19 protein-coding genes are annotated in these 21,805 nt (G+C 38.0%); 6 read left to right on the top strand and 13 right to left on the bottom strand.

The window, feature by feature from the left end; genetic code table 11:
* The first annotated feature begins 113 nt into the window (after nt 1-113).
* The 3 genes from rimO to LZF87_RS07465 all read left to right on the top strand — a co-directional run bounded on the left by rimO (nt 114) and on the right by LZF87_RS07465 (nt 3,280).
* Nucleotides 114-1,433, top strand: coding sequence for a 30S ribosomal protein S12 methylthiotransferase RimO (rimO, locus tag LZF87_RS07475; RefSeq protein ID WP_244338131.1), 1,320 nt, complete (start codon nt 114-116; stop codon nt 1,431-1,433).
* Between the two features lie 166 nt (nt 1,434-1,599).
* Nucleotides 1,600-2,142: a YfbU family protein gene (locus LZF87_RS07470; protein WP_244338129.1), complete on the top strand. Its 543-nt coding sequence runs from the start codon at nt 1,600-1,602 to the stop codon at nt 2,140-2,142.
* 265 nt (nt 2,143-2,407) lie between these two features.
* Complete coding sequence (locus LZF87_RS07465) at nt 2,408-3,280, top strand: DUF808 family protein (RefSeq protein ID WP_244338127.1); 873 nt, start codon at nt 2,408-2,410, stop codon at nt 3,278-3,280.
* A gap of 62 nt (nt 3,281-3,342) precedes the next feature.
* Here LZF87_RS07465 and LZF87_RS07460 read toward each other — a convergent pair whose 3' ends face one another.
* Both LZF87_RS07460 and LZF87_RS07455 read right to left on the bottom strand, forming a co-directional pair.
* Nucleotides 3,343-5,532, bottom strand: a complete 2,190-nt coding sequence (locus LZF87_RS07460) for a B12-binding domain-containing radical SAM protein (protein ID WP_244338126.1) — start codon at nt 5,530-5,532, stop codon at nt 3,343-3,345.
* A 397-nt stretch (nt 5,533-5,929) separates the two neighbouring features.
* Nucleotides 5,930-7,336 carry a vanadium-dependent haloperoxidase gene (locus LZF87_RS07455; protein WP_244338125.1) on the bottom strand — a complete coding sequence of 469 codons (1,407 nt, stop codon included), beginning with the start codon at nt 7,334-7,336 and terminating at the stop codon, nt 5,930-5,932.
* A 489-nt stretch (nt 7,337-7,825) separates the two neighbouring features.
* On the opposite strand from LZF87_RS07455, the gene LZF87_RS07450 reads away from it, so the two are divergent.
* The 3 genes from LZF87_RS07450 (at nt 7,826) to LZF87_RS07440 (ending at nt 13,480) form a co-directional block, all read left to right on the top strand.
* A complete protein-coding gene (locus LZF87_RS07450) occupies nt 7,826-11,146 on the top strand; it encodes a T9SS type B sorting domain-containing protein (RefSeq protein WP_244338123.1) in 3,321 nt (1,106 codons plus the stop codon).
* Between the two features lie 78 nt (nt 11,147-11,224).
* Nucleotides 11,225-12,814 carry a bacillithiol biosynthesis cysteine-adding enzyme BshC gene (gene bshC / locus LZF87_RS07445; RefSeq protein ID WP_244338121.1) on the top strand — a complete coding sequence of 530 codons (1,590 nt, stop codon included), beginning with the start codon at nt 11,225-11,227 and terminating at the stop codon, nt 12,812-12,814.
* Nucleotides 12,815-13,060: 246 nt separating this feature from the next.
* Nucleotides 13,061-13,480 carry a nucleoside-diphosphate kinase gene (locus tag LZF87_RS07440; protein ID WP_035629680.1) on the top strand — a complete coding sequence of 140 codons (420 nt, stop codon included), beginning with the start codon at nt 13,061-13,063 and terminating at the stop codon, nt 13,478-13,480.
* A 73-nt stretch (nt 13,481-13,553) separates the two neighbouring features.
* Here LZF87_RS07440 and LZF87_RS07435 read toward each other — a convergent pair whose 3' ends face one another.
* From LZF87_RS07435 to LZF87_RS07385, 11 genes are all read right to left on the bottom strand, one after another.
* Nucleotides 13,554-14,105: a PepSY-associated TM helix domain-containing protein gene (locus LZF87_RS07435; RefSeq protein WP_244338119.1), complete on the bottom strand. Its 552-nt coding sequence runs from the start codon at nt 14,103-14,105 to the stop codon at nt 13,554-13,556.
* A gap of 2 nt (nt 14,106-14,107) precedes the next feature.
* Complete coding sequence (locus tag LZF87_RS07430; RefSeq protein WP_244338117.1) at nt 14,108-16,501, bottom strand: TonB-dependent receptor; 2,394 nt, start codon at nt 16,499-16,501, stop codon at nt 14,108-14,110.
* 111 nt (nt 16,502-16,612) lie between these two features.
* Nucleotides 16,613-16,909, bottom strand: coding sequence for a DUF721 domain-containing protein (locus LZF87_RS07425; protein ID WP_244338115.1), 297 nt, complete (start codon nt 16,907-16,909; stop codon nt 16,613-16,615).
* Complete coding sequence (locus LZF87_RS07420; RefSeq protein WP_244338113.1) at nt 16,909-17,328, bottom strand: lipocalin family protein; 420 nt, start codon at nt 17,326-17,328, stop codon at nt 16,909-16,911. Before LZF87_RS07420 ends, LZF87_RS07425 begins: the two co-directional genes overlap by 1 nt.
* A 379-nt stretch (nt 17,329-17,707) precedes the next feature.
* Nucleotides 17,708-18,661, bottom strand: coding sequence for a signal recognition particle-docking protein FtsY (ftsY, locus tag LZF87_RS07415; protein WP_244338111.1), 954 nt, complete (start codon nt 18,659-18,661; stop codon nt 17,708-17,710).
* Between the two features lie 366 nt (nt 18,662-19,027).
* A complete protein-coding gene (locus tag LZF87_RS07410; protein WP_244338109.1) occupies nt 19,028-19,180 on the bottom strand; it encodes a DUF4295 domain-containing protein in 153 nt (50 codons plus the stop codon).
* A gap of 9 nt (nt 19,181-19,189) precedes the next feature.
* The gene (gene rpmG, locus LZF87_RS07405) at nt 19,190-19,372 is read right to left on the bottom strand and encodes a 50S ribosomal protein L33 (RefSeq protein WP_008253902.1); all 183 of its coding nucleotides are present in this window, start codon (nt 19,370-19,372) and stop codon (nt 19,190-19,192) included.
* 27 nt (nt 19,373-19,399) lie between these two features.
* On the bottom strand, nt 19,400-19,636 hold the full coding sequence (gene rpmB / locus LZF87_RS07400) for a 50S ribosomal protein L28 (protein WP_026981159.1): 237 nt from the start codon (nt 19,634-19,636) through the stop codon (nt 19,400-19,402).
* A gap of 80 nt (nt 19,637-19,716) precedes the next feature.
* Nucleotides 19,717-20,964 (bottom strand): competence/damage-inducible protein A, encoded by a 1,248-nt coding sequence (locus LZF87_RS07395; RefSeq protein ID WP_244338107.1) that lies wholly within the window; start codon nt 20,962-20,964, stop codon nt 19,717-19,719.
* A gap of 132 nt (nt 20,965-21,096) precedes the next feature.
* On the bottom strand, nt 21,097-21,447 hold the full coding sequence (locus tag LZF87_RS07390; protein WP_244338104.1) for a hypothetical protein: 351 nt from the start codon (nt 21,445-21,447) through the stop codon (nt 21,097-21,099).
* Between the two features lie 12 nt (nt 21,448-21,459).
* The gene (locus LZF87_RS07385) at nt 21,460-21,804 is read right to left on the bottom strand and encodes an Hpt domain-containing protein (protein ID WP_244338102.1); all 345 of its coding nucleotides are present in this window, start codon (nt 21,802-21,804) and stop codon (nt 21,460-21,462) included.
* Between the last annotated feature and the right edge of the window lies 1 nt (nt 21,805).

Below are 21,805 nucleotides of genomic sequence, written 5' to 3'. Positions count from 1 at the left end.
ATATAGCGGATGGCGGGACCAAACCCTTAAAAAATTCCCAAACGATGGTGCTCCTAAATATAAAAAGCGTAATTTTGCGCACTTTATTTAAATAAAATAAACATCATAATTACATGAGAACCAAGTCATTAAAGAAAAACAAAATCAATGTAATCACCCTTGGGTGTTCAAAAAACGTGTATGACAGCGAAGTACTGATGGGCCAATTAAAAGCCAGCGGTAAAGATGTTGAGCACGAGGCACCTGCGGAAAAAGAAGGTAACATCATCGTTATCAATACTTGTGGGTTTATTGATAATGCGAAAGCAGAATCGGTAAACATGATTTTGGAATATGCCGACAAGAAAGAAAGAGGTTTGGTTGACAAAGTTTTTGTAACCGGATGTTTATCTGAACGATACAGACCCGATTTAGAAAAAGAAATCCCGAATGTGGACCAATATTTCGGTACTACTGAATTACCGCAATTATTGAAAGCTTTGGGTGCCGATTATAAGCACGAATTATTGGGAGAGCGTTTAACGACGACACCAAAAAACTACGCCTATTTAAAAATTGCCGAAGGTTGCGACCGTCCGTGCAGTTTCTGTGCGATTCCGTTGATGCGTGGCGGACACGTTTCTCAGCCGATTGAAAAATTGGTAAAAGAAGCAGAAGGTCTGGCGAAAAACGGCGTAAAAGAATTAATCCTTATTGCTCAGGATTTAACGTATTACGGTTTGGATCTGTACAAAAAACGTAACCTTGCCGAATTATTAGAAAACCTTGCAAAAGTAGAAGGTATTGAGTGGATTCGTTTACATTACGCCTTCCCTACCGGTTTCCCGATGGACGTATTGGAATTGATGAAGCGCGAACCGAAAATCTGTAATTATATTGATATTCCGTTGCAACACATTTCAGATAATATCCTGAAATCAATGCGTCGCGGTACGACTCAGGCAAAAACCACGAAATTGTTGAAAGAGTTCCGTGAAGCGGTTCCGGGAATGGCAATCCGTACGACTTTAATCGTTGGTTATCCGGGAGAAACTGAAGAAGATTTCAACATCCTGAAAGACTTTGTACAGGAAATGAAGTTTGACCGTTTAGGTTGTTTCGCTTATTCTCACGAAGAAAACACGCATGCGTATTTGTTGGAAGACGATGTTCCAAATGAAGTAAAACAAGCCCGTGCCAATGAAATAATGGAACTTCAATCGCAGATTTCATGGGATTTGAACCAAGAGAAAGTAGGTCAGGTTTTCCGATGCATCATCGACCGAAAAGAAGGAGGTCATTTCGTGGGAAGAACCGAATTTGACAGTCCGGACGTAGATAACGAAGTTTTGATTGACGCAACACAACACTATGTAAAAACAGGTGAATTCGTAAACATCAAAATCACTGATGCTACAGAGTTCGACCTTTACGGCGAGCCAGCACAACAATAAATTCCTTTTAATTTATATACCAAATCCCCATCAACTCTGTTTGTTGGGGATTTTTTTATTTCAACTCCCACTACTCCGACTCATTTTAACATTAACTGAGGAAAAACCGCAACGGATTCTTTCAGCTAGTTTCTAGTATTGCATAAAACTACTAAACACTCAAATTATGATACCGGAAACCTTAACCGTAGCTGAAAGACAAATTTTAGTCAACCAATTTAAAATTCTGTCAATAATAGGAGACAACAACAATTACGAAACCAAAATCGAGATTCTGGAAAATGGCTATACCGAACAGTATTTCGAAGTTTTCGATGTTGCCACAGAAGAGATTCCGATGGCCATTTGCGAAGAAACAAGCCAGATCTTGCAAATGTTCCGAAGAATTAATGATGCCGTTCATTTACTGTCGGAAGAAGAAAAAGGATTACTGGATTTAGAGAAATTAAAATTTGAAGGATTTGATGCCAATAATGACCCTCATTATCATTACATGACTTTTTTGGTGGACAGAATGAACTTATGGAAGGAATACAAAGGGATGTATTTGAATTCCCACAGTAGTTTCCCCATGTCGAAATACAGAAAAATGCTGGAATATCAGTATTATCTTCTTGACAATGATCAATATGATTTAAACAAGGAAGATTTGAAATGCATGATTGAACTTTTAAGTTCGTCTAAAAAAATAGTTACCATGAATGCGTAAATTTTTTTTTCATACATCACTCGGTTAATTTTACCCAAAGGAAATCCCCGATGTGAATTGGGGATTATTGCTATTGTTTTTGAATTCGGATTTAGCAGATTCTTATAGTTCTTTCATGCACTATATCTAATCATTATGACTATGGTTTTATTCTCTTTGCGGATTAAATTGTCAGCAAAAAATGGACTGATTAAGACAAAAACCAAAAGTGTGTTTTCAAATCCTTTGAAAAGGTTCTATTTTTGCGGCTCAAACCAAAACAATTATGGCAGGAGGATTTTTTGCGGTTCTGGATGATATCGCAGCTTTGATGGACGACATCGCAGTAACGAGTAAAGTAGCAACACAAAAAACAGCGGGTATTCTTGGTGATGATCTGGCAGTAAATGCCGAGAAGGCAACCGGATTTTTATCATCTCGTGAATTGCCGGTGCTTTGGGCAATTACTAAAGGCTCGTTCATCAATAAGCTTATTATAATTCCGATTGCTTTATTATTAAATTACTTTTTTCCAATTGCTATAAAGTGGGCTTTGATTTTAGGTGGATTATATCTGGCTTATGAAGGTGTAGAGAAAATCATTGAGTATTTCTTCCACCGATCAAAAACGGGACATGAAGTAATTGAAGAGGCTAATGAAGAGGATGCCGCTGCTGAAGAAAAAGCTAAGGTAAAATCGGCAATAACTACCGACTTTATTCTTTCTGTAGAGATTGTTATCATTGCTTTGGGCAGCGTGCTAGACAAGCCTTTGATTTCACAAATTTTAACTGTGTTTGTTGTAGGGTTTCTGGCTACGGTAGGTGTATACGGAATCGTGGCTCTTATTGTGCGTATGGATGATGCAGGGTTCAGCTTAATCAGGCGCACTAACGACAAAGGCTTTTTGGCTGTCTTAGGTAATTTATTAGTAAAGGCATTGCCAATTGTTATAAAAGCGCTTGCTGTAATTGGTACCCTGGCTCTTATTTTGGTGGCGGGAGGTATTTTTGTGCATAATATTGAGGAACTACACCATTTGTTCCCGCAACTTCCATCTATCGTAAAAGATGCGGCTATCGGCCTTTTAGCAGGTATTGCTGCTACCATAGTTATGACTATCGGCAAAAAAACAATATCGCTTGTAAAACCTAATTAAGGTTCGCAAATATCTACTATGAAAATGCTCTTAAAGGGGCATTTTTTCTTTTAAGTAAAAAATTAAACCGTTGCCCAAGCAACGTAACGCAGGCTTGTTATGGGCTTCGAGTACCAGAACATTTCAAAATCTTCCAGATCGGAAGCCTCAAAATCGGATTTGACTTCGGCAAAAGTCATTTTTTTGTCATTTGTTATCGATGCTTTTTCAATCAATGACTGCAGCCAGATTCCTTTATCTTTCTCAATGGTGATTTCAGACACTTCGCGCTTGTCGTGGAATGTCATTTTCATCATTTCCCACGAATTTCCTTTTTTGCTTTTCGTAAATGTGTTTACTATAGGCTTCCCTCCTATCCAGACCATTTTAGCATTCGGTTTGATATTGAAGTTGGTTTCCTTTTCAAGACAATCAACGATAAAATCCGGTTTTATAGTTGTTCTCGGAATCTTGAAATCGAACCAATCCTGCAGCGGATAATCGAAACAGATGCCGTGCATGTAATTGAACAGCGATTTTTTCAGTCCGAAACTGAACTTATCGTGGTCGATTCCGGTTTTATCCTGAAACTGAATGTCGTTGTTGGCAAAGGTAATGTCGTTTATATCCGGTACTACTCCGAATTCCTCCGGGAACATTCCTACGGGACTATGTGCCGTCATGGCAAATTGATGCCAGAAACCGGACTGCAATACACCAACTTCAAACAACTGACGCACCATTTCCAGGCTGTCCACTGTTTCCTGAACCGTTTGCGTCGGATATCCATACATCAGATAAGCATGAACCATGATCCCGGCTTCGGTGAAATTTCGCGTCACCTGTGCCACCTGTTCTACCGTTACACCTTTCTTAATAAGCGCTAAAAGTCGGTCGGAGGCAACTTCCAATCCACCCGAAACAGCAATGCATCCGGAAGCTTTCAGTAGTACACATAAATCAGATGTAAAGCTTTTTTCGAAACGGATGTTCGTCCACCAGGTTACGGTAAGATTTCTTCGGAGAATTTCCAGTGCCACTTCACGCATTAAAGCCGGTGGAGCTGCTTCATCCACAAAATGGAATCCGTTGTGTTTGGTTTGTTCGATGAGCTCCTCCATTCGGTCCACCAGCGTTTTGGCGGCGATGGGTTCGTATATTTTGATGTAATCGAGCGAAATATCGCAGAAGGTGCACTTACCCCAATAGCATCCGTGTGCCATGGTGAGTTTGTTCCATCGTCCGTCGCTCCACAAGCTGTGCATCGGATTGGCGATTTCGATTACGGAAATGTATTTATCCAAAAGCAAATCTGTGTAATCGGGTGTGCCTACATCCGTATGTTTGTAGTCATGACGAAGCGTGTTGCTTTTATACACCACCTGATTATCCTCCAATGTAAAGGTTCTTTTGAACTCGGTATGTTGGGAATTACAAATCGTGTTGTATAAAAGTTCTACAGGAAGTTCGCCGTCATCCAAAGTAATGAAATCAAAGAATTCGAAGACACGAATATCTTTCAGTTCACGCAATTCGGTATTTGGGAAACCGCCTCCCATGGCCACTTTAATCTCCGGAAAATTTTCTTTGATGTGTTTAGCACAACGAAAACCACTGTACAGATTTCCTGGGAAAGGGACTGAAAAACAAATCAGTTTCGGCTGAACCTGTGTGATTCTTTCGGCAATAATCTTTAAAGTGATTTTGTCTATATAAGTCGGCTCGGTTTGTAAATAATCGTATAATTCGTCAAATGAATTGGCACTTCTTCCCAGACGCTCTGCATAGCGGCTGAATCCGAAGTTTTCATCGACGCATTCCACTATGAAATCGGATAAATCCTCGAGGTATAATGTCGCCAAGTGTTTCGCTTTGTCCTGCATTCCCATGGTTCCGAACGCCCAATCCATATCGTCGAGCTGACTGAAACGCGATGCTTCGGGTAGAAAACCGTCCAAACAGATTTGTCGGGCTAGCGTTGGATTTTGTCCCTGCAGAAAAACAATAACCGAATCGATGGTTTTGATGTACTCGTGCTGCAGATTGAAAATGCGCTTCGAGTTATCGGAGAAATTATTTTTATTGGTTTCAGCGTAATTGAAAACACCTGTCAGCCCTCCTTTTGAAAACAACTCCAGAATCACCTCGATACCCAAGTCCATCTGAAACGACGGGATGCCTTTGGTATTGAGAAAACCTTTTAAATAAGCCGTTGCCGGATACGGCGTATTCAGCTGGGTAAAGGGTGGCGTGATTAAGAGAATGCTATTCAAGGGATTATTTTTTTTTGCAAAGGTAAACTATTTCGATATTATTCATAAATATCTCTAGAGCTAACCTTACCTGTTCTCCATTCTACTCAAATTCAATTTCTAAAATGATTTGTTGCGGTTTTCAAAATGGTTTATATTTTATAAACGCTTTTTTTGTTTTTATTCGGTTTTGGTGGATTTACTTTGTCAGTACGAGCAAGATTCTTATGCAAGTGGAGATTACCCGATAAAGAAAATCCTAACTTTTTACAGTTAGGATTTATTGTTTTCTCTCTTTTTGGGCACGGACTCCTATGGCTGCCGCTACGCTCGAGTGCACCCGAGGCTTTAGCCGAACTGACGAAGTAAATCCGAGCTATGGGGGAAACTTTTTTCTCCAGGATTGATGATGTTGAATTTAATTTTCTGCCAATGAATGGGTCGCAATCCACTTGCCAATGCTTTTGCCTAAAACTTCACCATCCATGCAAGCTTTTCGGAAATGATAACCCACATAAATCCTCGATAAAGAATTTTCTCTTGCTGCCTGTGATAAGCTGCCGAAATTTCGGGTTTTATTGGGCAGCGTAGTGCTTTGAGCTGCAAAACTAAAATCATCCTTCCCAAAAACCTGTTTCAATAATTCTGCAGCGCCGCCGCCGGCGGTTGCATGTGCCGATGGATGATCGGCAACCGGCGGTGTGGGAAACACCAGTACCTGCCAATCGGGATCACCAACTGTGTTTGGATTGCCATCATTGTCTCCAAGGTTTATAGCGGTTACCGGCCTCCAGAAAAAGTGAATCATTTTTGCTTTCAGGCAGGCAGTATACGCATCGGCTTCTGTCATTTGTAATAAAGCCAGTACTCTTGCCACTTTCCAAGCATTCATATTTTTTTGAGCAATGATCGTTCTTGCAATTTTATTCCATCCGTAAGGGGAACTTTCCACCCAGAACCGGGCAATATCTTCCTGGTCGGATGTACGTCCGTTTATACCCGTGCAGTTTGCACAACCCAATCTTTTTACTTCATTATAATCGGCAGTGTAATTACCACTGTTTACACTGTAAGGTGCAGGTACAGAAAACTGTGTGCTGTTCTGAAGGCCAAAAGTGCTGATGTCGCCCCAGCCCGGAGAATCATAAAAACCCTGGAATGGTGGAGGAAGCGGAAATGGAGGAACGGTAAACGGGAAATAAAAACGATATTGACCCGGCTGAGTTCCTTCAGTTACGGGAAACATTACATTGGCTATGCCATCATTGCTTCGGTTTTGAATAATAGCTTGTGCTGCCGCTGCGCCCAATGCAATGCCCTTTGTTTTTGCTTCACCGTCCGCAATGGAATTTAAAGATTGGCTGAGTAGGTTATTGATATAATCCTGTACCGGCTGTGGGGTAACCATAGCAGGCGGGTTTAATTTACCAAAGAAATAGGCGATTACATCATGTGCTGCTTGGGCCACTGCTGCATTGGGGTCTGCATCTTTATCTCTTGAATTTTTCAAGGCCAATGTTTTGTATTTAGGCACAATATTGTTCAGTGCATCATGCATGGCCACATTTACCATGGCATAATAGCGGCTTTCAATAAATGGTGGAATGGGTGGGTTGGGGACTGCCTCCTGGGTCTGCAACACTACATAGGTGGCAGCTTCATTCCAACGTAATACCATTTCCGGACTTGTATTTTTGTTTTGAAACTTTTCACTGTTTACTTCTTCAGATAATGAAGTGGTGGGTATTTCCTCCTGTCGGCAGGAAAAAAATGTTACAAATCCTACAAATAATAACACTTTTAAGGGTGTAAATGACTTTTCCATTTTAATGAGTTTTAAGTTGTAAATTTTTAACGAACACTTTTTTAATTAATAATAAATTTATTTACTCAAAATTTGAAGCCTAAAATTTAGGGGAAATACTAAATTTTTTCAGGTATGAAAGATTCCTGATTTTCGGGACAAAAAAGAATCTTTTCGTCTGAAGTTTTTTGATTATTTTATTTTTAAGTATTGATAATCAGATATTTACAAAAAAGAATTAAAATTACGAGAATAATTAACAACATTACTTTTTTTTCTATCAGTAGCCTCAATACCCGTTGAAAGGTATCCTCTCCTTCGCCAGCTGGGAAAATAAAATTGAAGACACAGGCAAGATGCTCGCGCTAGCCGGTGGCGTGATTAAAAAATGTTATTCAAGGGATTATTTTTTGCAGTGGTAAAATTTAAGTTTTAATCTGCCTTCACAATGTTTATCTAACTTTATTCTCGCCGTAAAAGGACTATATTTGCAAAAAATACGCATAAAACATGGAGAAATTTTTGATTTATATTCTAATTTTATTGTATACCTCAAACACATATTCTCAATGTTTTGATTGTAATAAAAATTATGGTGGATGGACTGATGACCATATATCTGATATAAAGCAAACAAATGATGGGGTTTCTATCTTAGTTGGCGGAGGATCTTATTACCCAAGAATAATTAAACATGATTTTAACTGCAATGTCCTGTCGCAAAAAATATTCACAAGCAACAATTTAACCCTTAAAAAACATGTTTATGACAATTCAGGCAATACTTATCTGTTAATTCATTATGGTTCTCTATTAACAACTACATCACCCGGGCCATTTTATGAGAATGGAATTGTTTATTATAGAGGATTAAACCTCTTAAAATTTGATGCCGGCGGAAATTTTATTTGGATTAAACATGTTGGCGATAATATAGGTCGTACTCTAGCAGATGTCTATTATTCAAAAAATCAAATATATGTGGTAGGCACTTTTTATCAGAATATAAGCATTAATGGTCAGATTTCATTTAATTTTCCATACACAGACCATCCAAGAGCTTTTGTTGCAAAATTTCTCGAAAATGGCAATCTGATAGCTGCTAATTATTTTGGAAATGGATATGATGATTTCACAAATTCAGCAATGGATTCAAATGAAAATATTTATTTAGCTAGATACAACAGAACTAATTTCATTGCACATTCTGATATTGATAAAATAAATAATAACCTACAGCGGGTTTGGACTAAGGAAATCTCAAACAGTAATAATGCGAATTCTATCTACATCCCAACGCACTTATTTTACAGCACATTAAATAATAAATTATATCTATGGGGAGCCTTTAATTCAAGAGTAAATGTATTAGGAAATATTTTTAACAGCTCTGTTTTCCAAAGTCTTTTAAGCGAATTCAATTCAGACAACGGTGCATTATTAAGAATTAAAAGATTTGACAATAACTCAGGCGCTGCTATACCAAGCGTACTTGGCAGCTCATCGGGAAACAACGCTTATATTGCTGAAAAAAATAACGAACTATATATCCTATCAAGTTTTCGAAGTACAATGAATTTTCCCAATTCATCTGTAACAAGTACTACTCGTGCTGAGGATTTGATTCTTTTTAAAATCGACCTAGCGAATTTTGAACCCGAATATTTATTAAAATCATATGGTGTTCAAAATTTAAATCATAATGTAAATAACTTTGCCGGACCAATATTATTTAAAAATGATGATCTGTACATCACGTCTATATTCCAAAGCAAACCTATTTCATTAAATAACAGTACAATTAACAACAATAGTGGCAATAATAATTCAGATGTTCTATTTTACAAGTATAATACTGATGAAAATTTGAATAATGAAATACTAGTAACAAACACTTGCTTGAATAATAGTACGGAATTTGAAATGACTGGAACATTTGATAATATCACTTGGAATTTTGGTGACAATTCATCAAACAACAACACATCGACCAGCAATACTGCCTCACATTTATTCAGTAGTCCTGGAAATTATCATATATCTGCTACAATTACTTGCGGAACTTCCAACATTACAATTGCAAAAGATATTGTAATTTCACCATTACCGGTAGCATTTCCCGTTCCTACACAAAACAAATGTGAAAGCATATCTGGTTCAGGAATTTCAACAGATTTTAATACTTCCAATTTTCAATCAGTTATAATTGGTAATCAACAAAATGTTATTGTTAATTATTATTCTTCTGATGGCAATCCTTTACCTAATCCTTTGCCTAATCCTTATACAAATCAAAACATTGGTGGCGACAGTATCTTGGCTAAAGTATTTTATCCAAGCAATCCTAACTGTTATGCAGAAACAACAATACAACTTAATGTATCGACGAAACCTACAATTCCAATAACAACCAATAACCCAGTATTTTGTTTAGAACAAAATGCAACTTTAAACAATATAACCATTACCGGTCAAAACATCAAATGGTATGATGCACCAACCGGAGGAAATTTATTGGCAAGCATCACCCCTTTGCAAAATGGGGTAACCTATTATGCTTCCCAAACGGTTAACAGTTGTGAAAGCGCAAGAGTTCCTGTAACTGTCACTATTCAAAATACGCAGGCTCCAACAGGGAATATAGCTCAGAGTTTCTGCAGTTCCCAAAATGCGACTTTGAATGACATTACTGTTTCGGGAAGTAACCTTATCTGGTATAACAGTGCCACGGGAACAAATGTTTTACCTGGGACAACTTTGCTTGCAAGTAACACAACCTATTATGCCACCCAAACGGTAAACGGTTGTGAAAGCCTTACCCGATTGGCAGTAACGGTTATACTAATCAATACATTAAGCGCCAACAACTATGCTGAAACACTTTGCGATGATTTAAATAACGGAAGCGAAACCGTAAATCTTTCCAATTACAATTCCGATTTAATAGCAACGACAAACGGCAACACATTTACGTACTATCATTCTCAAAATGGTGCCGAAAACCAAATCAATTCTGAGGCAATTACCAATTTTGCTAATTACAATCTGTCTGTCGGAAACAATGTGATTTTTGTCCGAATTGATTCCAATAACGGCTGCCATCAGGTAGTGGAATTAAATCTTACTTTAGTCAGTAAGCCCGTTATCCCGATTACCGATATCATGCCGATTTGCGAAGGCAGTTCCATAACCGTAAATGCCGGCAATGGTTTCGACAGTTATCTATGGTCGACTGCGGAAACCACGCCTTCCATCACGATTTCGAATCCTGGGAATTACTCGGTTTCGGTTTCTGAAAATCATGGATCGTTAACCTGTACCTCGGTTAAAAACTTTACGGTGGTGAATTCGAATGCCGCAACGATAGCCGAAATCATTACTTCGGATTGGACAAACAATCAAAATACAATCACGGTTTTACTCACCGGAAACAGCGCGGGTGATTATGTGTATTCACTTGACGGAACTCATTATCAATCAAGCAACACATTTACCGGATTACAAAGCGGGGAATATATCGTTTACGTTAAAGATAAAAATGGTTGTGGCATAAAATCGGAGGATTTTTATTTACTGATGTATCCGAAATTCTTCACTCCGAACGGAGACGGCTACAACGATTACTGGAAAATCGTATTATCGGAAAAAGAACCAAACATGAAAATCATGATTTTTGACCGATTCGGAAAACTGATGAAAGAGTTAGGAGCCGATTCACAAGGTTGGGATGGTACTTTTTCAGGAAGCCCGGTTCCGTCAAGTGATTATTGGTTTGTGGTGGAGCGACAAAATGGTAAAGAATACAGAGGGCATTTCAGTTTAAAGCGATAAGAACATTTCCCAATGCGATGTTAAACCGATTTCCCCTACATTTATTTTTTTTAATTTAGCAGAAATAAAAATGAGACCATGCCGACCGACCCCATCAGTTATCAGAATTCAGGATATTTTTCAAAACTTATCGTCGATTATTTGAATCAGGAACCTGAAGTACAGTCGTTGTACCATCGTTTCCCTACGCTGGAAAACTTCAGACTTCAGGCGGAAGAAAAAACAAACCATTTCTCAGAAGAAAACCGAAATATACTGGTAAATGCATTAGAAAAACAGTATTCCGGTTTTGAGATTTCACAGGCAACTAAAGCAAATATTGCATTATTGAAGGATAATAAAACGCTTACCATAACCACAGGGCATCAGCTAAACCTGTTCACCGGTCCGCTTTATTTTCTTTATAAGATTGTTTCGACCATTAATCTGGCAAAACAATTAAAAACCGCTTATCCCGAATTCAATTTTGTGCCAGTTTACTGGATGGCTACCGAGGATCACGATTTCGAAGAAATCAACTACTTTCAGTTTAAAGACAAAAAAATTCAATGGAACCGTGAAAGTCAGGGACCTGTCGGAAGGTTTTCCACTGAAGGATTAGAAAATGTTTTTGAAGCCTTTTCAAAAGAATTAGGCATCGGAGACAATGCAGCGTATTTAAGGGACTTATTCAAAAAAGCGTATCTGGATCATTCCAACTTAACCGATGCTACACACTATCTTGCCAATGAACTTTTTAAGGAGCATGGCTTGGTAATTATCGACGGAGATGATGCCGCTTTAAAAAAACTATTCGTTCCTTATGTTAAACAGGAGCTGATTGAACAAACTTCATTCACGAAAGTTTCCGAAACAATTAAAGAGTTCAAAAACTATACAGTTCAGGTAAACCCGAGAGAAATAAACCTTTTCTACATTGACGACAATTTAAGGGAGCGCATTCTTTTTGAAGAGGGCATCTACAAAATCAATAACACAAATCTAACTTTTTCAGAAAGCGAACTGCTTGCCGAACTTGAAAACAACCCTGAAAAGTTCAGCCCCAATGTAATTTTACGTCCTCTATACCAGGAAGTGATTCTGCCTAACATCTGTTACATTGGCGGTGGCGGGGAAATAGCGTACTGGATGGAACTGAAATCCACGTTTGAAGCTAATGAAGTTCTGTTTCCGATACTCTTATTGCGAAATTCGGTTTTACTGACCACGGAAAAACAGGCTGCTAAAGCCGATAAATTAAACATGAAATGGAGCGATTTGTTCTCAAAGCAGCATGATTTGCTTAACCGAAAAACCGCTGAGTTCTCTAATTTCAATTTGGATTTTTCAGGGCAGAAAGTAATTTTAAAGCAACAGTTTGAAAAACTAACTGATATTGCATCCCAAACGGATAAATCGTTTTTAGGAGCCGTAAAAGCGCAGGAAACGAAGCAGTTAAAAGGGCTAGACAGTTTAGAGAAAAGATTACTAAAGGCTGAAAAAAGAAAGCACAGCGAAGAATTACTGCGAATTTCAACCCTGCAAAACGAACTTTTCCCGAATCAAAGTTTACAAGAGCGAAAAGCCAATTTCTCAGAATTTTATCTTGAAAACGGATCAGGTCTCATCGCACGACTTATTGAAAACCTGCATCCGCTTTCAAACACATTCCAGGTAATCACCCTATAAGTACGTTTTATTTTTTCACTAAAATTTGCACTTACTATTTTTTATTTCAGATGACAATCTTATCCTGAATATTACCTGGAAGCAGGTTATTCAATATTGTAAGCTAAATTGGAATCCAATCAGTACAAACGAGTTCTTTGATTTGGAAATAACAGGAATAATTACCAAATAATTTTCTGTTAACTGAATTGTTTTTCAGTAATAAAACAGTAATTTTGCACCCAAATTAAAAAAAAACAAACAAAAATGGCAACTAACAGAACATTTACAATGATTAAGCCTGATGCGGTTGAAAAAGGACACATCGGTGGAATTTTAAATATGATTACTGAAGGTGGTTTCAGAATCGTTTCTATGAAATTAACTCAGTTGACTGTAGCTGACGCTCAGAAATTTTATGCTGTACACAGCGAAAGACCTTTCTACGGAGAATTGGTTGAATTCATGAGCAGAGGTCCGATTGTTGCTGCGATCTTGGAAAAAGACAATGCTGTAGAAGATTTCAGAACTTTAATCGGAGCTACTAACCCTGCTGAAGCTGCAGAAGGTACTATCCGTAAAAAATATGCTACTTCTATCGGAGAGAATGCAGTTCACGGTTCAGACAGCGATGACAATGCTGCTATCGAATCTGATTTCCACTTTGCAGGAAGAGAGCAATTCTAATATTCGAATTACCTTTTTTAGATAATAAAAAATCCCGGTTCTTATGAATCGGGATTTTTATTTGGTTTTATTCTTAAGCTAACAGCAAAAGGAACAATATCGGAAATACAATTCCCGCAAGTGCTAACTTCCACCCTCTGCGCTTAAAAGTATGCTTCCCGGCAGAAATCATTAAAGCCCCTGTAACCGCGATAGTAATTAAAGACAGCCCGAAAATATCCGAATAATAAATCCACCAATTCGATGTATTTTTATGCAACTTCATGGCCTGACTTATTAGTGGTGTCTTTTTAAATGAAACGATTTCCCCTTTTCCGGATTCGATGTCGATTTCCACATCGGTATTCTCGAAAGAAATCTTCAGCATTCCCTTTTTTACGTTTGATCTTCTGAATTTATCGTCGACTCCCATTTCCTTCGCCAGATTCTCGGCATATTTTTCGGTAATCTGATCTTCCGGCAGTAATTTGGTTTGAATTGCTTTAGTTTCAATTGTATATTTTTCAGGATGCCAACTGTCTCTGTGGTTCATCAAAACCCCAGATGCAGCAAATGAAATTATCAGCCCTAAATAAAAATACCCCAAATCGCGGTGGATAGCCCTGATGTTTTTTTGCTTCTTCATATTTAAAATTGATATTTTAATGTTGTCATCACCTGACGCGGCGCTATCGGGTTCACACTATAATTCTCATGAACAGTGTAATTCAGCTCATTTGTGATATTGGATAGCCTGCATAGGATGGAAAATTGTCTCCATTTGTAACCTGCAGAAACATCAATCGTAGTATAACCGTCAAGCGGAATGGTCCTGTCGGGAATTGTCTGTCCGTTAGTGTTATTCCAACCGGCGATTCTTTCTCCTATGTAATTAGCTATAGTTCCTACTGAAAGTCCTCTGAATTTCCCATCAGGAATAGTGTAGAAAAAGCTCATATTAGCCGTATTCGCAGGAGTTCTCACCAAACGGTCCCCTTCAATATAACTTCCAGTTAAGCCGCTTGTTTTGGTATAGCGCATATCATTATAACTGTAACCTGCAACAATGTCCATACCTTCGATTGGTCTAACAGTCGCCCCCACTTCAATTCCTTTGCTTGTGGTTTGTCCGGACAGCGCTTTAACGTTCGGATCGGTGTTATTTGTCCCATCTGCCTTGAATTCAGCGGTCTGTGCCAAATTATTATTCACAATCTGATACAAGGTCAAATTAGCTGTTAAAATACCATTCCAGAAATCTTTTTTAACGCCTGTTTCAAATTGATCAATAATGGATGCCTCCAGCGGCTGATTGTAAATATCAACCCCAGTATTTGGTGTAAATGAATTGGCATAGCTGGCAAAAATCGAAGTGTTTTTAACCGGCTGGTATACCAAACCTACTTTTGGCGAAAAAGCGGCGTCAATGCGTTTTGGATCTGTTTTGGGATTTGGATCGTCCTCAGGCGCATATTCATTCGCTTTATAATTATAGGTGGTTGCCTCCGACTGCTGCCAAGACCATCGAATACCTGCCAATAACTTAATTTTTTCGGTAAAAGAAACTAAATCCTGTGCATAAACCCCAACGCGATTAGCCTCTGTCTTCACAATTTTAGTATTCGTAGCCTCAGGAATTCCGTGATCGGTTTCATAGGTTGACGGATCATAAATATTTACCGTATCGTAGTTGGCCGGGCTGTAAACATAGGTATAGCCCTGAGTGAAGGAATAGTCCGTATCAACACCGGTCGACAATTGATGCCTTACGGAACCCGAGTTAAAAGTTCCCTGCAAATTGAATTGCTGACCCGCTATGCTTTCTAAATTTTTATTTTTTCCCAGTGGACGGTTCAGAGTACCGTCAGCAGCCGGCTGAATACGTTCTGTTCCTTCTGACGATCTTCCGTAATCCTGAAACGAAGTGTTGGAACTGAATTTCCAATTCTTATGAAATTTATGGCTGATTTGCCCTGTGAAAGAAGCCTGCGTAGTTAAACCATTGGACCATCTTGCTCCCAAATAAGTGTTACGTGGTAAATCGACTACTTCTCTGCCAATGGCTCCCGTTCCAAAATCAGGAGTCCAATTATCCCGCAGATAATCACTCTGTAATAAAAAGTACGTTCTCTTTCCGGCTTTAAAAAGCACCGACGGATTTACATAGAAACGCTCTCTAGTAACAACATCCCTGAAACTTTCGGCATTTTCATAAGAACCAATAAATCGGTAAGCAATTGTTGAATTTAAGGGGCCGTAAAAATCAACCGTCGGTTTGTAATATGCGTAGCTTCCCGCCTGAAATGAAACCGATCCGCCTCTGGTGAAATTAGGGGTTTTAGTTACCATATTAAGGATTCCCCCAGGTGCAACATTTCCGAATAACAGAGCGGAACTCCCCATTAAGGCTTCCACCTGTTCCAGAGAAGCTACCTCTGGCATCGATCCTCCGTTGTAACGAAAACCGTTTTTAAACATATTATTCGCCGTCATGTCATATCCTCTGGACCACAGAGATTCCTGAGCACCTCCGCGCGCCGAACCAACATAAACACCATTTACATTTTTGATGACATCACTTAGTCTTGTAACTTGCTGTTGTTCCAGCATTTTTCGGTTGATGACCTGAACACTTTGCGGCAGGTCGATGGTTTTGATACCTGCTTTACCGTTAGCCAGCGTCCTATTAATGACGCTTCCCGATACGATTACTTCCGATAGGGTATTCGAAGCTTCAACTAAAACGATTTGGGGCACTACTGAAATTCCTCCTGCTTTTACACTAACCTGAGCGTTTGCAGATATAAATCCGACATGAGAAAAGATCAATGTGTATTTTCCGGGTTTTACATTTGAGATACTGAAATTACCTTCGGCATTCGTCATCCCACTAAAATCTCCATTTTTAGTCGTAATTGTAACCTTCTCAAGCGGTAAATTTTTAGAAGTAATGACTTCACCTTTTATCGTTCCGTTGTTTTGAGCATTAAGTTGTAAGGTGAAAAATATAATCGCTAACAAAAATTGAATAGGGCTTTTCATTGTTTTAAGCTTATTTAGATTGATTAAACTTAATACAAAACTAAATAAGCCCTGGATAGCAAAACATGATTTATATCATCAAATCAAGATAATTATATCTTTTATTCACGATTACCTAAAAACCAACTCTCTAACAACCTCTTTTCGAAGCTCTTCATTGATCATTTTGATGATTTTTTGCTTACCATAGCTCAATTCTTCCCTCAAAACAGCGGAAGAAAGAGCCACATAAAGTGTACTGTTTTTTAAAAGAATTTCGGTGGTATAATTATTTACCCCGTTGCCCATAAGATTTTTCCAGGCGTCCCTTACGTCAATTTTATCCATTCCGGCCTGCAATTTATTCTCCTGAATAAAAAGCTTTAATACGTCTCCTATTGAGTTCTCTTCACTAAAACGCTTTGCCATTATTTTACCGAAAAAGGTTTTGCTCTTTTGTAATAGTATTCTATATCCTGATCGTTTTTTACAACCAGTTTTTCATCTGTAATTGAGACGATTGTTTCTTCCCATTTAGCATAAGGCGTGGTATAGTTAAATATTACATCACCATCTGCAATGTCTACCACAATGGTTTCGGATAAGTCATTCATCATGTATTTCCCGTCAAGCTGAGGCATTACTTTTTTTCTGAAACCTTTCTTTCCTTTAATTTCAAAAAAATCGATTGTTGAATTAATCTTATATTCTTTCTTACTGCCATCGGGCAATTCTGCTTTTTCAATTTCCCAATACCCGTTTATTTTGGCCAGATCTTTTTCGGTTATATCTTGTTTACAACCTACCAGCAGTACAGCGGCAACAACAGCAATAAAAAAATTTTTCATTGGATTTTACTTTTTGCAAAGTTAATTTTTAAAACCATTCGAAAAAGACAAAACCATTAAACTATTTGCTGATTTTAGAGTTTGATTTAAACAAAAAACTATATCACTATTACGAGAAGTGTGGCACTTTCTGATTTGATGAAGTTATATTGCAAAAAAAAGGCGCTATATGAATAACGCCTTTACTTTTATTTTTTGCTGAAGAATTTTATTGTTGCATATATAACCAACATAAAACTGATTAGTCGTAATGCCAAAAAACCATTTGGAAATGATTTTTCAAGAAACATAGAAACAAAACCTATTAAAAACGTAATCAGAATAATTTTAATTGGCGATGCCCTTTTAAAAAAATCAATTACTTTATTCATGCCGATTTTTATTTAAAGAAAGAATCTACAAATTCGTATTTATTGAATACCTGCAAATCCTCAATTCCTTCTCCTACTCCGATATATTTTACAGGAACCTGAAACTGATCGGAGATTCCGATAACTACTCCACCTTTAGCCGTACCGTCTAATTTTGTAACTGCCAAACAGCTTACTTCCGTTGCCGCGGTAAACTGTTTTGCCTGTTCGAAGGCGTTTTGTCCTGTAGACCCGTCCAAAACCAATAAAACATCATGAGGTGCATCTTCTACCACTTTTTGCATTACGCGTTTTACTTTGGTTAACTCCGCCATCAATCCTACTTTATTGTGCAGACGACCGGCTGTATCAATGATTACCACATCAGCATTTTGTGCTACAGCGGATTGCAATGTATCAAAAGCTACAGAAGCAGGATCACTTCCCATTTGCTGACGAACGATAGGTACACCCACCCTGTCAGCCCAAATTTGCAGCTGGTCAATGGCAGCGGCACGGAAGGTATCGGCAGCACCAAGCACTACGCTGTGTCCGGCTTTTTTGAATTGGTATGCTAATTTTCCAATGGTTGTAGTTTTACCAACACCGTTTACACCAACCACCATAATAACATAAGGCTTTTTATCGGCTGGAATTTCAAACTCGGAAGCTTCACCGGAATTCGTTTCTGACAACAATCCGGCAATCTCCTCGCGAAGAATTCCGTTTAGCTCATCGGTACCTAAATACTTATCTTTGGAAACGCGTTCTTCGATGCGCTCAATGATTTTCAGGGTCGTGTTTACCCCTACGTCTGAAGCGACCAGAATTTCTTCCAGGTTATCCAATACCTCATCGTCTACTTTCGATTTTCCCGCAACGGCTTTGGTCAGTTTGGAGAAAAAAGAAGTTTTGGACTTTTCAAGGCCTTTGTCTAATGTTTCTTTCTTTTCGGATGAAAATATTTTTTTAAAAAAATTCATTTTTTAAATTATGAATTACAAGTTATAAAATGCGTTTAATAGAAGCCGAGAACTTTCTTCAGCCCTGATGGGAGCGGCATCCTTTTTTGATGATCATTGAGGCTCTCGAAATGATTATCTAAAAAGATTACTCCGTCAATTCGCTACACTCGTGTCAGCGGACAGCAGGAACTACGCATAAAAAATGCCCAAGCGATTGGCTCCTAAATTTCAACAAACCGAAATAAATTTCGATTTCCCCTCAAAAATATAAATTTTTTACGAGGTTCTTTTCTTCCTTAGGCTAAATAATGCCAAGGAAATAATCTAAAAATAAAAAAGCCACTTCCGGATGAAAGTAGCTTTTCTATATATTGTATAACGGAATTATTTCTTTTTTAAGAACTCATCCACTTCTTCAGGAGACATTACTGCTTCAACGAAAGTATAAGCACCAGTTTTAGGTGATTTTACCATTTTGATAGCTTTAGTCAATCTCTTTGAAGCTGTCTGTAACGATGCAACGGTTTTCTTTGCCATGACTTACTATTATTTAATTTCTTTATGTACAGTTACTCTTTTCAAGATTGGATTGAATTTTTTAATCTCTAATCTGTCTGGAGTATTCTTTTTGTTTTTAGTTGTGATGTAACGAGATGTTCCTGGTACGCCAGAAGTTTTGTGCTCTGTACACTCTAAAATAACTTGAATTCTATTACCTTTCTTTGCCATTGTGATATATATTTAAAGGTTACGGAATTATTTAACTAATCCGTTAGCTTTAGCTTCTTTCAAAACCGCAGCGATACCATTTTTATTAATCGTTTTTAAAGCAGATGTAGATATTCTTAAAGTTACCCATCTGTCCTCCTCAGGAATGTAGAAACGTTTCTTAACTAAGTTTACACTAAACTTTCTTTTAGTTTTATTCATAGCGTGAGAAACATTGTTTCCAACCATTGCTCTCTTACCTGTAAGTTCACAAACTCTTGACATTGTACTTATCTTTATATTTCGTTATTCAAAATCAGGGTGCAAAGAAACAAAAAAGAAACCTATTACACAAACTATTTCGACTAGTTTTTTAAAATTTGTTGATAAATTTTTTCCAATGCCTTGCTAACCGCCCTATCAATCACTTTCTCACGGGGCTGTCCAAAGTTATATTCTTCGGTCTCCACGCCTTTGGGAGTCGCTACTGCGACGATAACCGTACCTACTTCGGCATCGGCATCACCTTTGTTTGGACCGGCATTTCCGGTTGTAGCAATTGCATAGTCAGTTTTCATAATTTTCTGAATATTCAGCGCCATTGCTTCGGCCACTTCCTTACTCACCACCGAATAATCGTCAATCGTTTTTTGAGAGATTCCGAGTACATTTACCTTCGTTTCGGTAGCATAACTTACCACACTGCCTTTAAAATAATTCGACGAACCTGAAACAGATGTCAATGTTGCAGCTATTTTCCCACCAGTACAACTTTCTGCCGTTGAAATCGTAAGTCCTTTTTCCGTAAATAATTTCCCTAAAACCACCTCGATGCTTTCATCATCATCATAACCAATTATAGACTCTCCGATAATTGCATCCAATTTCAACACCTCATCTGAAATCGCCTTATATAACAAAGCTTCATCGCTTCCGCGGGCAGTAAGACGCAAACGCACCTGACCAGCATGCGGCAGATAGGCTAATTTTATAAATCCGGGTAAATTATCCTCCCAGGTTTCAATTTTTTCAGCTAAAAGGCTTTCGCCGATCCCGTAAGTACGAATGGTTTTATGGACAATATAAGGCCGTTTGAATTTTTCCACAAGCCTTGGAATCACCTCGTATTCTACAAGATGCTTCATTTCAAACGGAACGCCCGGCAAGGAAATAAAAACAGTATTTTCTTTCTCCATCCACATACCGGGAGCGGTCCCAACAGGATTAAACAACACCGTACATTTCGAAGGCACCAGCGCCTGATCTTTATTGATTTGTGTTATGGGACGTTTAAAATAATTCTCAATCAAATTGGTTACGTGCGCCAGAACAACCTCGTCCGTCACTAGTGCGTCCTGAAAATAATCGCAGAATGTTTTTTTGGTAATATCGTCTTTGGTAGGTCCTAACCCACCAGTCATAATGACCACATCTGAATGGTTTTGAAGTTTGGAAAACGTATCCAAAATATGCTGCTTATCATCTGTAATGGACAGCATTTCATACACGCCAATACCAATTTTATCCAGAGCCTTAGCAATAAACCCCGAATTAGTATCAATTATTTGACCGATGAGAATTTCATCGCCTATAGTCACAATAGTTGCTTTCATTTTGTCTTTAACAGATAAGCAACAAATATACTATGCTTTATGCACAATAATGTAAGGAAAAACAATCATTAACATTTATATTGGGAATCGCTAATGATTTTGAAATAACACAAGGAAATTTATTGAAAAAGACTAAGGCTTTACGATGGTATCTATCACTTTAAGCATTAAAAGCAAAACGATAAATACACCGACCAATTTAATATAAAGCCCCATAAAATTTTTCTGCTCACTCAAATCAGCAAATTGGAGCGTTTCATAATTGGCGACAATTTCGTTTTTCCGAAGCAAATCCTCAACCTCCGGTCTGTCTTTTTGGGATAAATAATAAGACACTAAAGAACATTGTGAAGACTCATCCTTACAATTTAAATAAAAGTCCAATCCTTTATTGTTCAATTCGTTCTCGAATGAAACAACGTCTTTGTATTGAACCGCTACTCTAAAATGTTTTCCTAATTTTACTCGAATGGTTTTAGGCATTATCGCTGAAAGTTAAATATTGTACTCTTTCTTTACTTCTTTCAGGGCGTTTTCAATGTGTTCTTTTAAGCTTTTAAAAACTTCTTTTATTTCTTTTTTCTTGCCTTCGGATTTTGTCCATTCCATAACCTGCAGGTTTTCTTCATAGGCAGCATCCATTCCCAATAAATCCAAGGTAGGTTTGATCTTATGGGAAGAGGCATATGTTTTTGCATAATCTTTTTCTTCAATACCTTCTTTGATGGATTTTAATTCCACAGGCACTTCTTCAACAAAAAGATTTATGATTTGTAGAGCGAATTCGGTATCATTGTCCGAAATTTCGTAGACTTTTGATAAGTTATAATGTAATGGCATC

This window comes from Flavobacterium enshiense (genome assembly GCF_022836875.1).
Taxonomy (GTDB): Bacteria; Bacteroidota; Bacteroidia; order Flavobacteriales; family Flavobacteriaceae; genus Flavobacterium; species Flavobacterium enshiense_A.
This window is presented reverse-complemented; position numbering and strand designations above follow the sequence as displayed.

Excerpts from the sequence above, each read along its gene's own strand:
- rimO (WP_244338131.1), top strand. The coding sequence starts at position 114 with ATGAGAACCAAGTCATTAAAGAAAAACAAAATCAATGTAATCACCCTT.
- LZF87_RS07470 (WP_244338129.1), top strand. The coding sequence starts at position 1,600 with ATGATACCGGAAACCTTAACCGTAGCTGAAAGACAAATTTTAGTCAAC.
- LZF87_RS07465 (WP_244338127.1), top strand. The coding sequence starts at position 2,408 with ATGGCAGGAGGATTTTTTGCGGTTCTGGATGATATCGCAGCTTTGATG.
- LZF87_RS07455 (WP_244338125.1), bottom strand. The coding sequence starts at position 7,336 with ATGGAAAAGTCATTTACACCCTTAAAAGTGTTATTATTTGTAGGATTT.
- LZF87_RS07450 (WP_244338123.1), top strand. The coding sequence starts at position 7,826 with ATGGAGAAATTTTTGATTTATATTCTAATTTTATTGTATACCTCAAAC.
- bshC (WP_244338121.1), top strand. The coding sequence starts at position 11,225 with ATGCCGACCGACCCCATCAGTTATCAGAATTCAGGATATTTTTCAAAA.
- LZF87_RS07440 (WP_035629680.1), top strand. The coding sequence starts at position 13,061 with ATGGCAACTAACAGAACATTTACAATGATTAAGCCTGATGCGGTTGAA.
- LZF87_RS07435 (WP_244338119.1), bottom strand. The coding sequence starts at position 14,105 with ATGAAGAAGCAAAAAAACATCAGGGCTATCCACCGCGATTTGGGGTAT.
- LZF87_RS07430 (WP_244338117.1), bottom strand. The coding sequence starts at position 16,501 with ATGAAAAGCCCTATTCAATTTTTGTTAGCGATTATATTTTTCACCTTA.
- LZF87_RS07425 (WP_244338115.1), bottom strand. The coding sequence starts at position 16,909 with ATGGCAAAGCGTTTTAGTGAAGAGAACTCAATAGGAGACGTATTAAAG.
- LZF87_RS07420 (WP_244338113.1), bottom strand. The coding sequence starts at position 17,328 with ATGAAAAATTTTTTTATTGCTGTTGTTGCCGCTGTACTGCTGGTAGGT.
- ftsY (WP_244338111.1), bottom strand. The coding sequence starts at position 18,661 with ATGAATTTTTTTAAAAAAATATTTTCATCCGAAAAGAAAGAAACATTA.
- LZF87_RS07410 (WP_244338109.1), bottom strand. The coding sequence starts at position 19,180 with ATGGCAAAGAAAACCGTTGCATCGTTACAGACAGCTTCAAAGAGATTG.
- rpmG (WP_008253902.1), bottom strand. The coding sequence starts at position 19,372 with ATGGCAAAGAAAGGTAATAGAATTCAAGTTATTTTAGAGTGTACAGAG.
- rpmB (WP_026981159.1), bottom strand. The coding sequence starts at position 19,636 with ATGTCAAGAGTTTGTGAACTTACAGGTAAGAGAGCAATGGTTGGAAAC.
- LZF87_RS07395 (WP_244338107.1), bottom strand. The coding sequence starts at position 20,964 with ATGAAAGCAACTATTGTGACTATAGGCGATGAAATTCTCATCGGTCAA.
- LZF87_RS07390 (WP_244338104.1), bottom strand. The coding sequence starts at position 21,447 with ATGCCTAAAACCATTCGAGTAAAATTAGGAAAACATTTTAGAGTAGCG.
- LZF87_RS07385 (WP_244338102.1), bottom strand. The coding sequence starts at position 21,804 with ATGCCATTACATTATAACTTATCAAAAGTCTACGAAATTTCGGACAAT.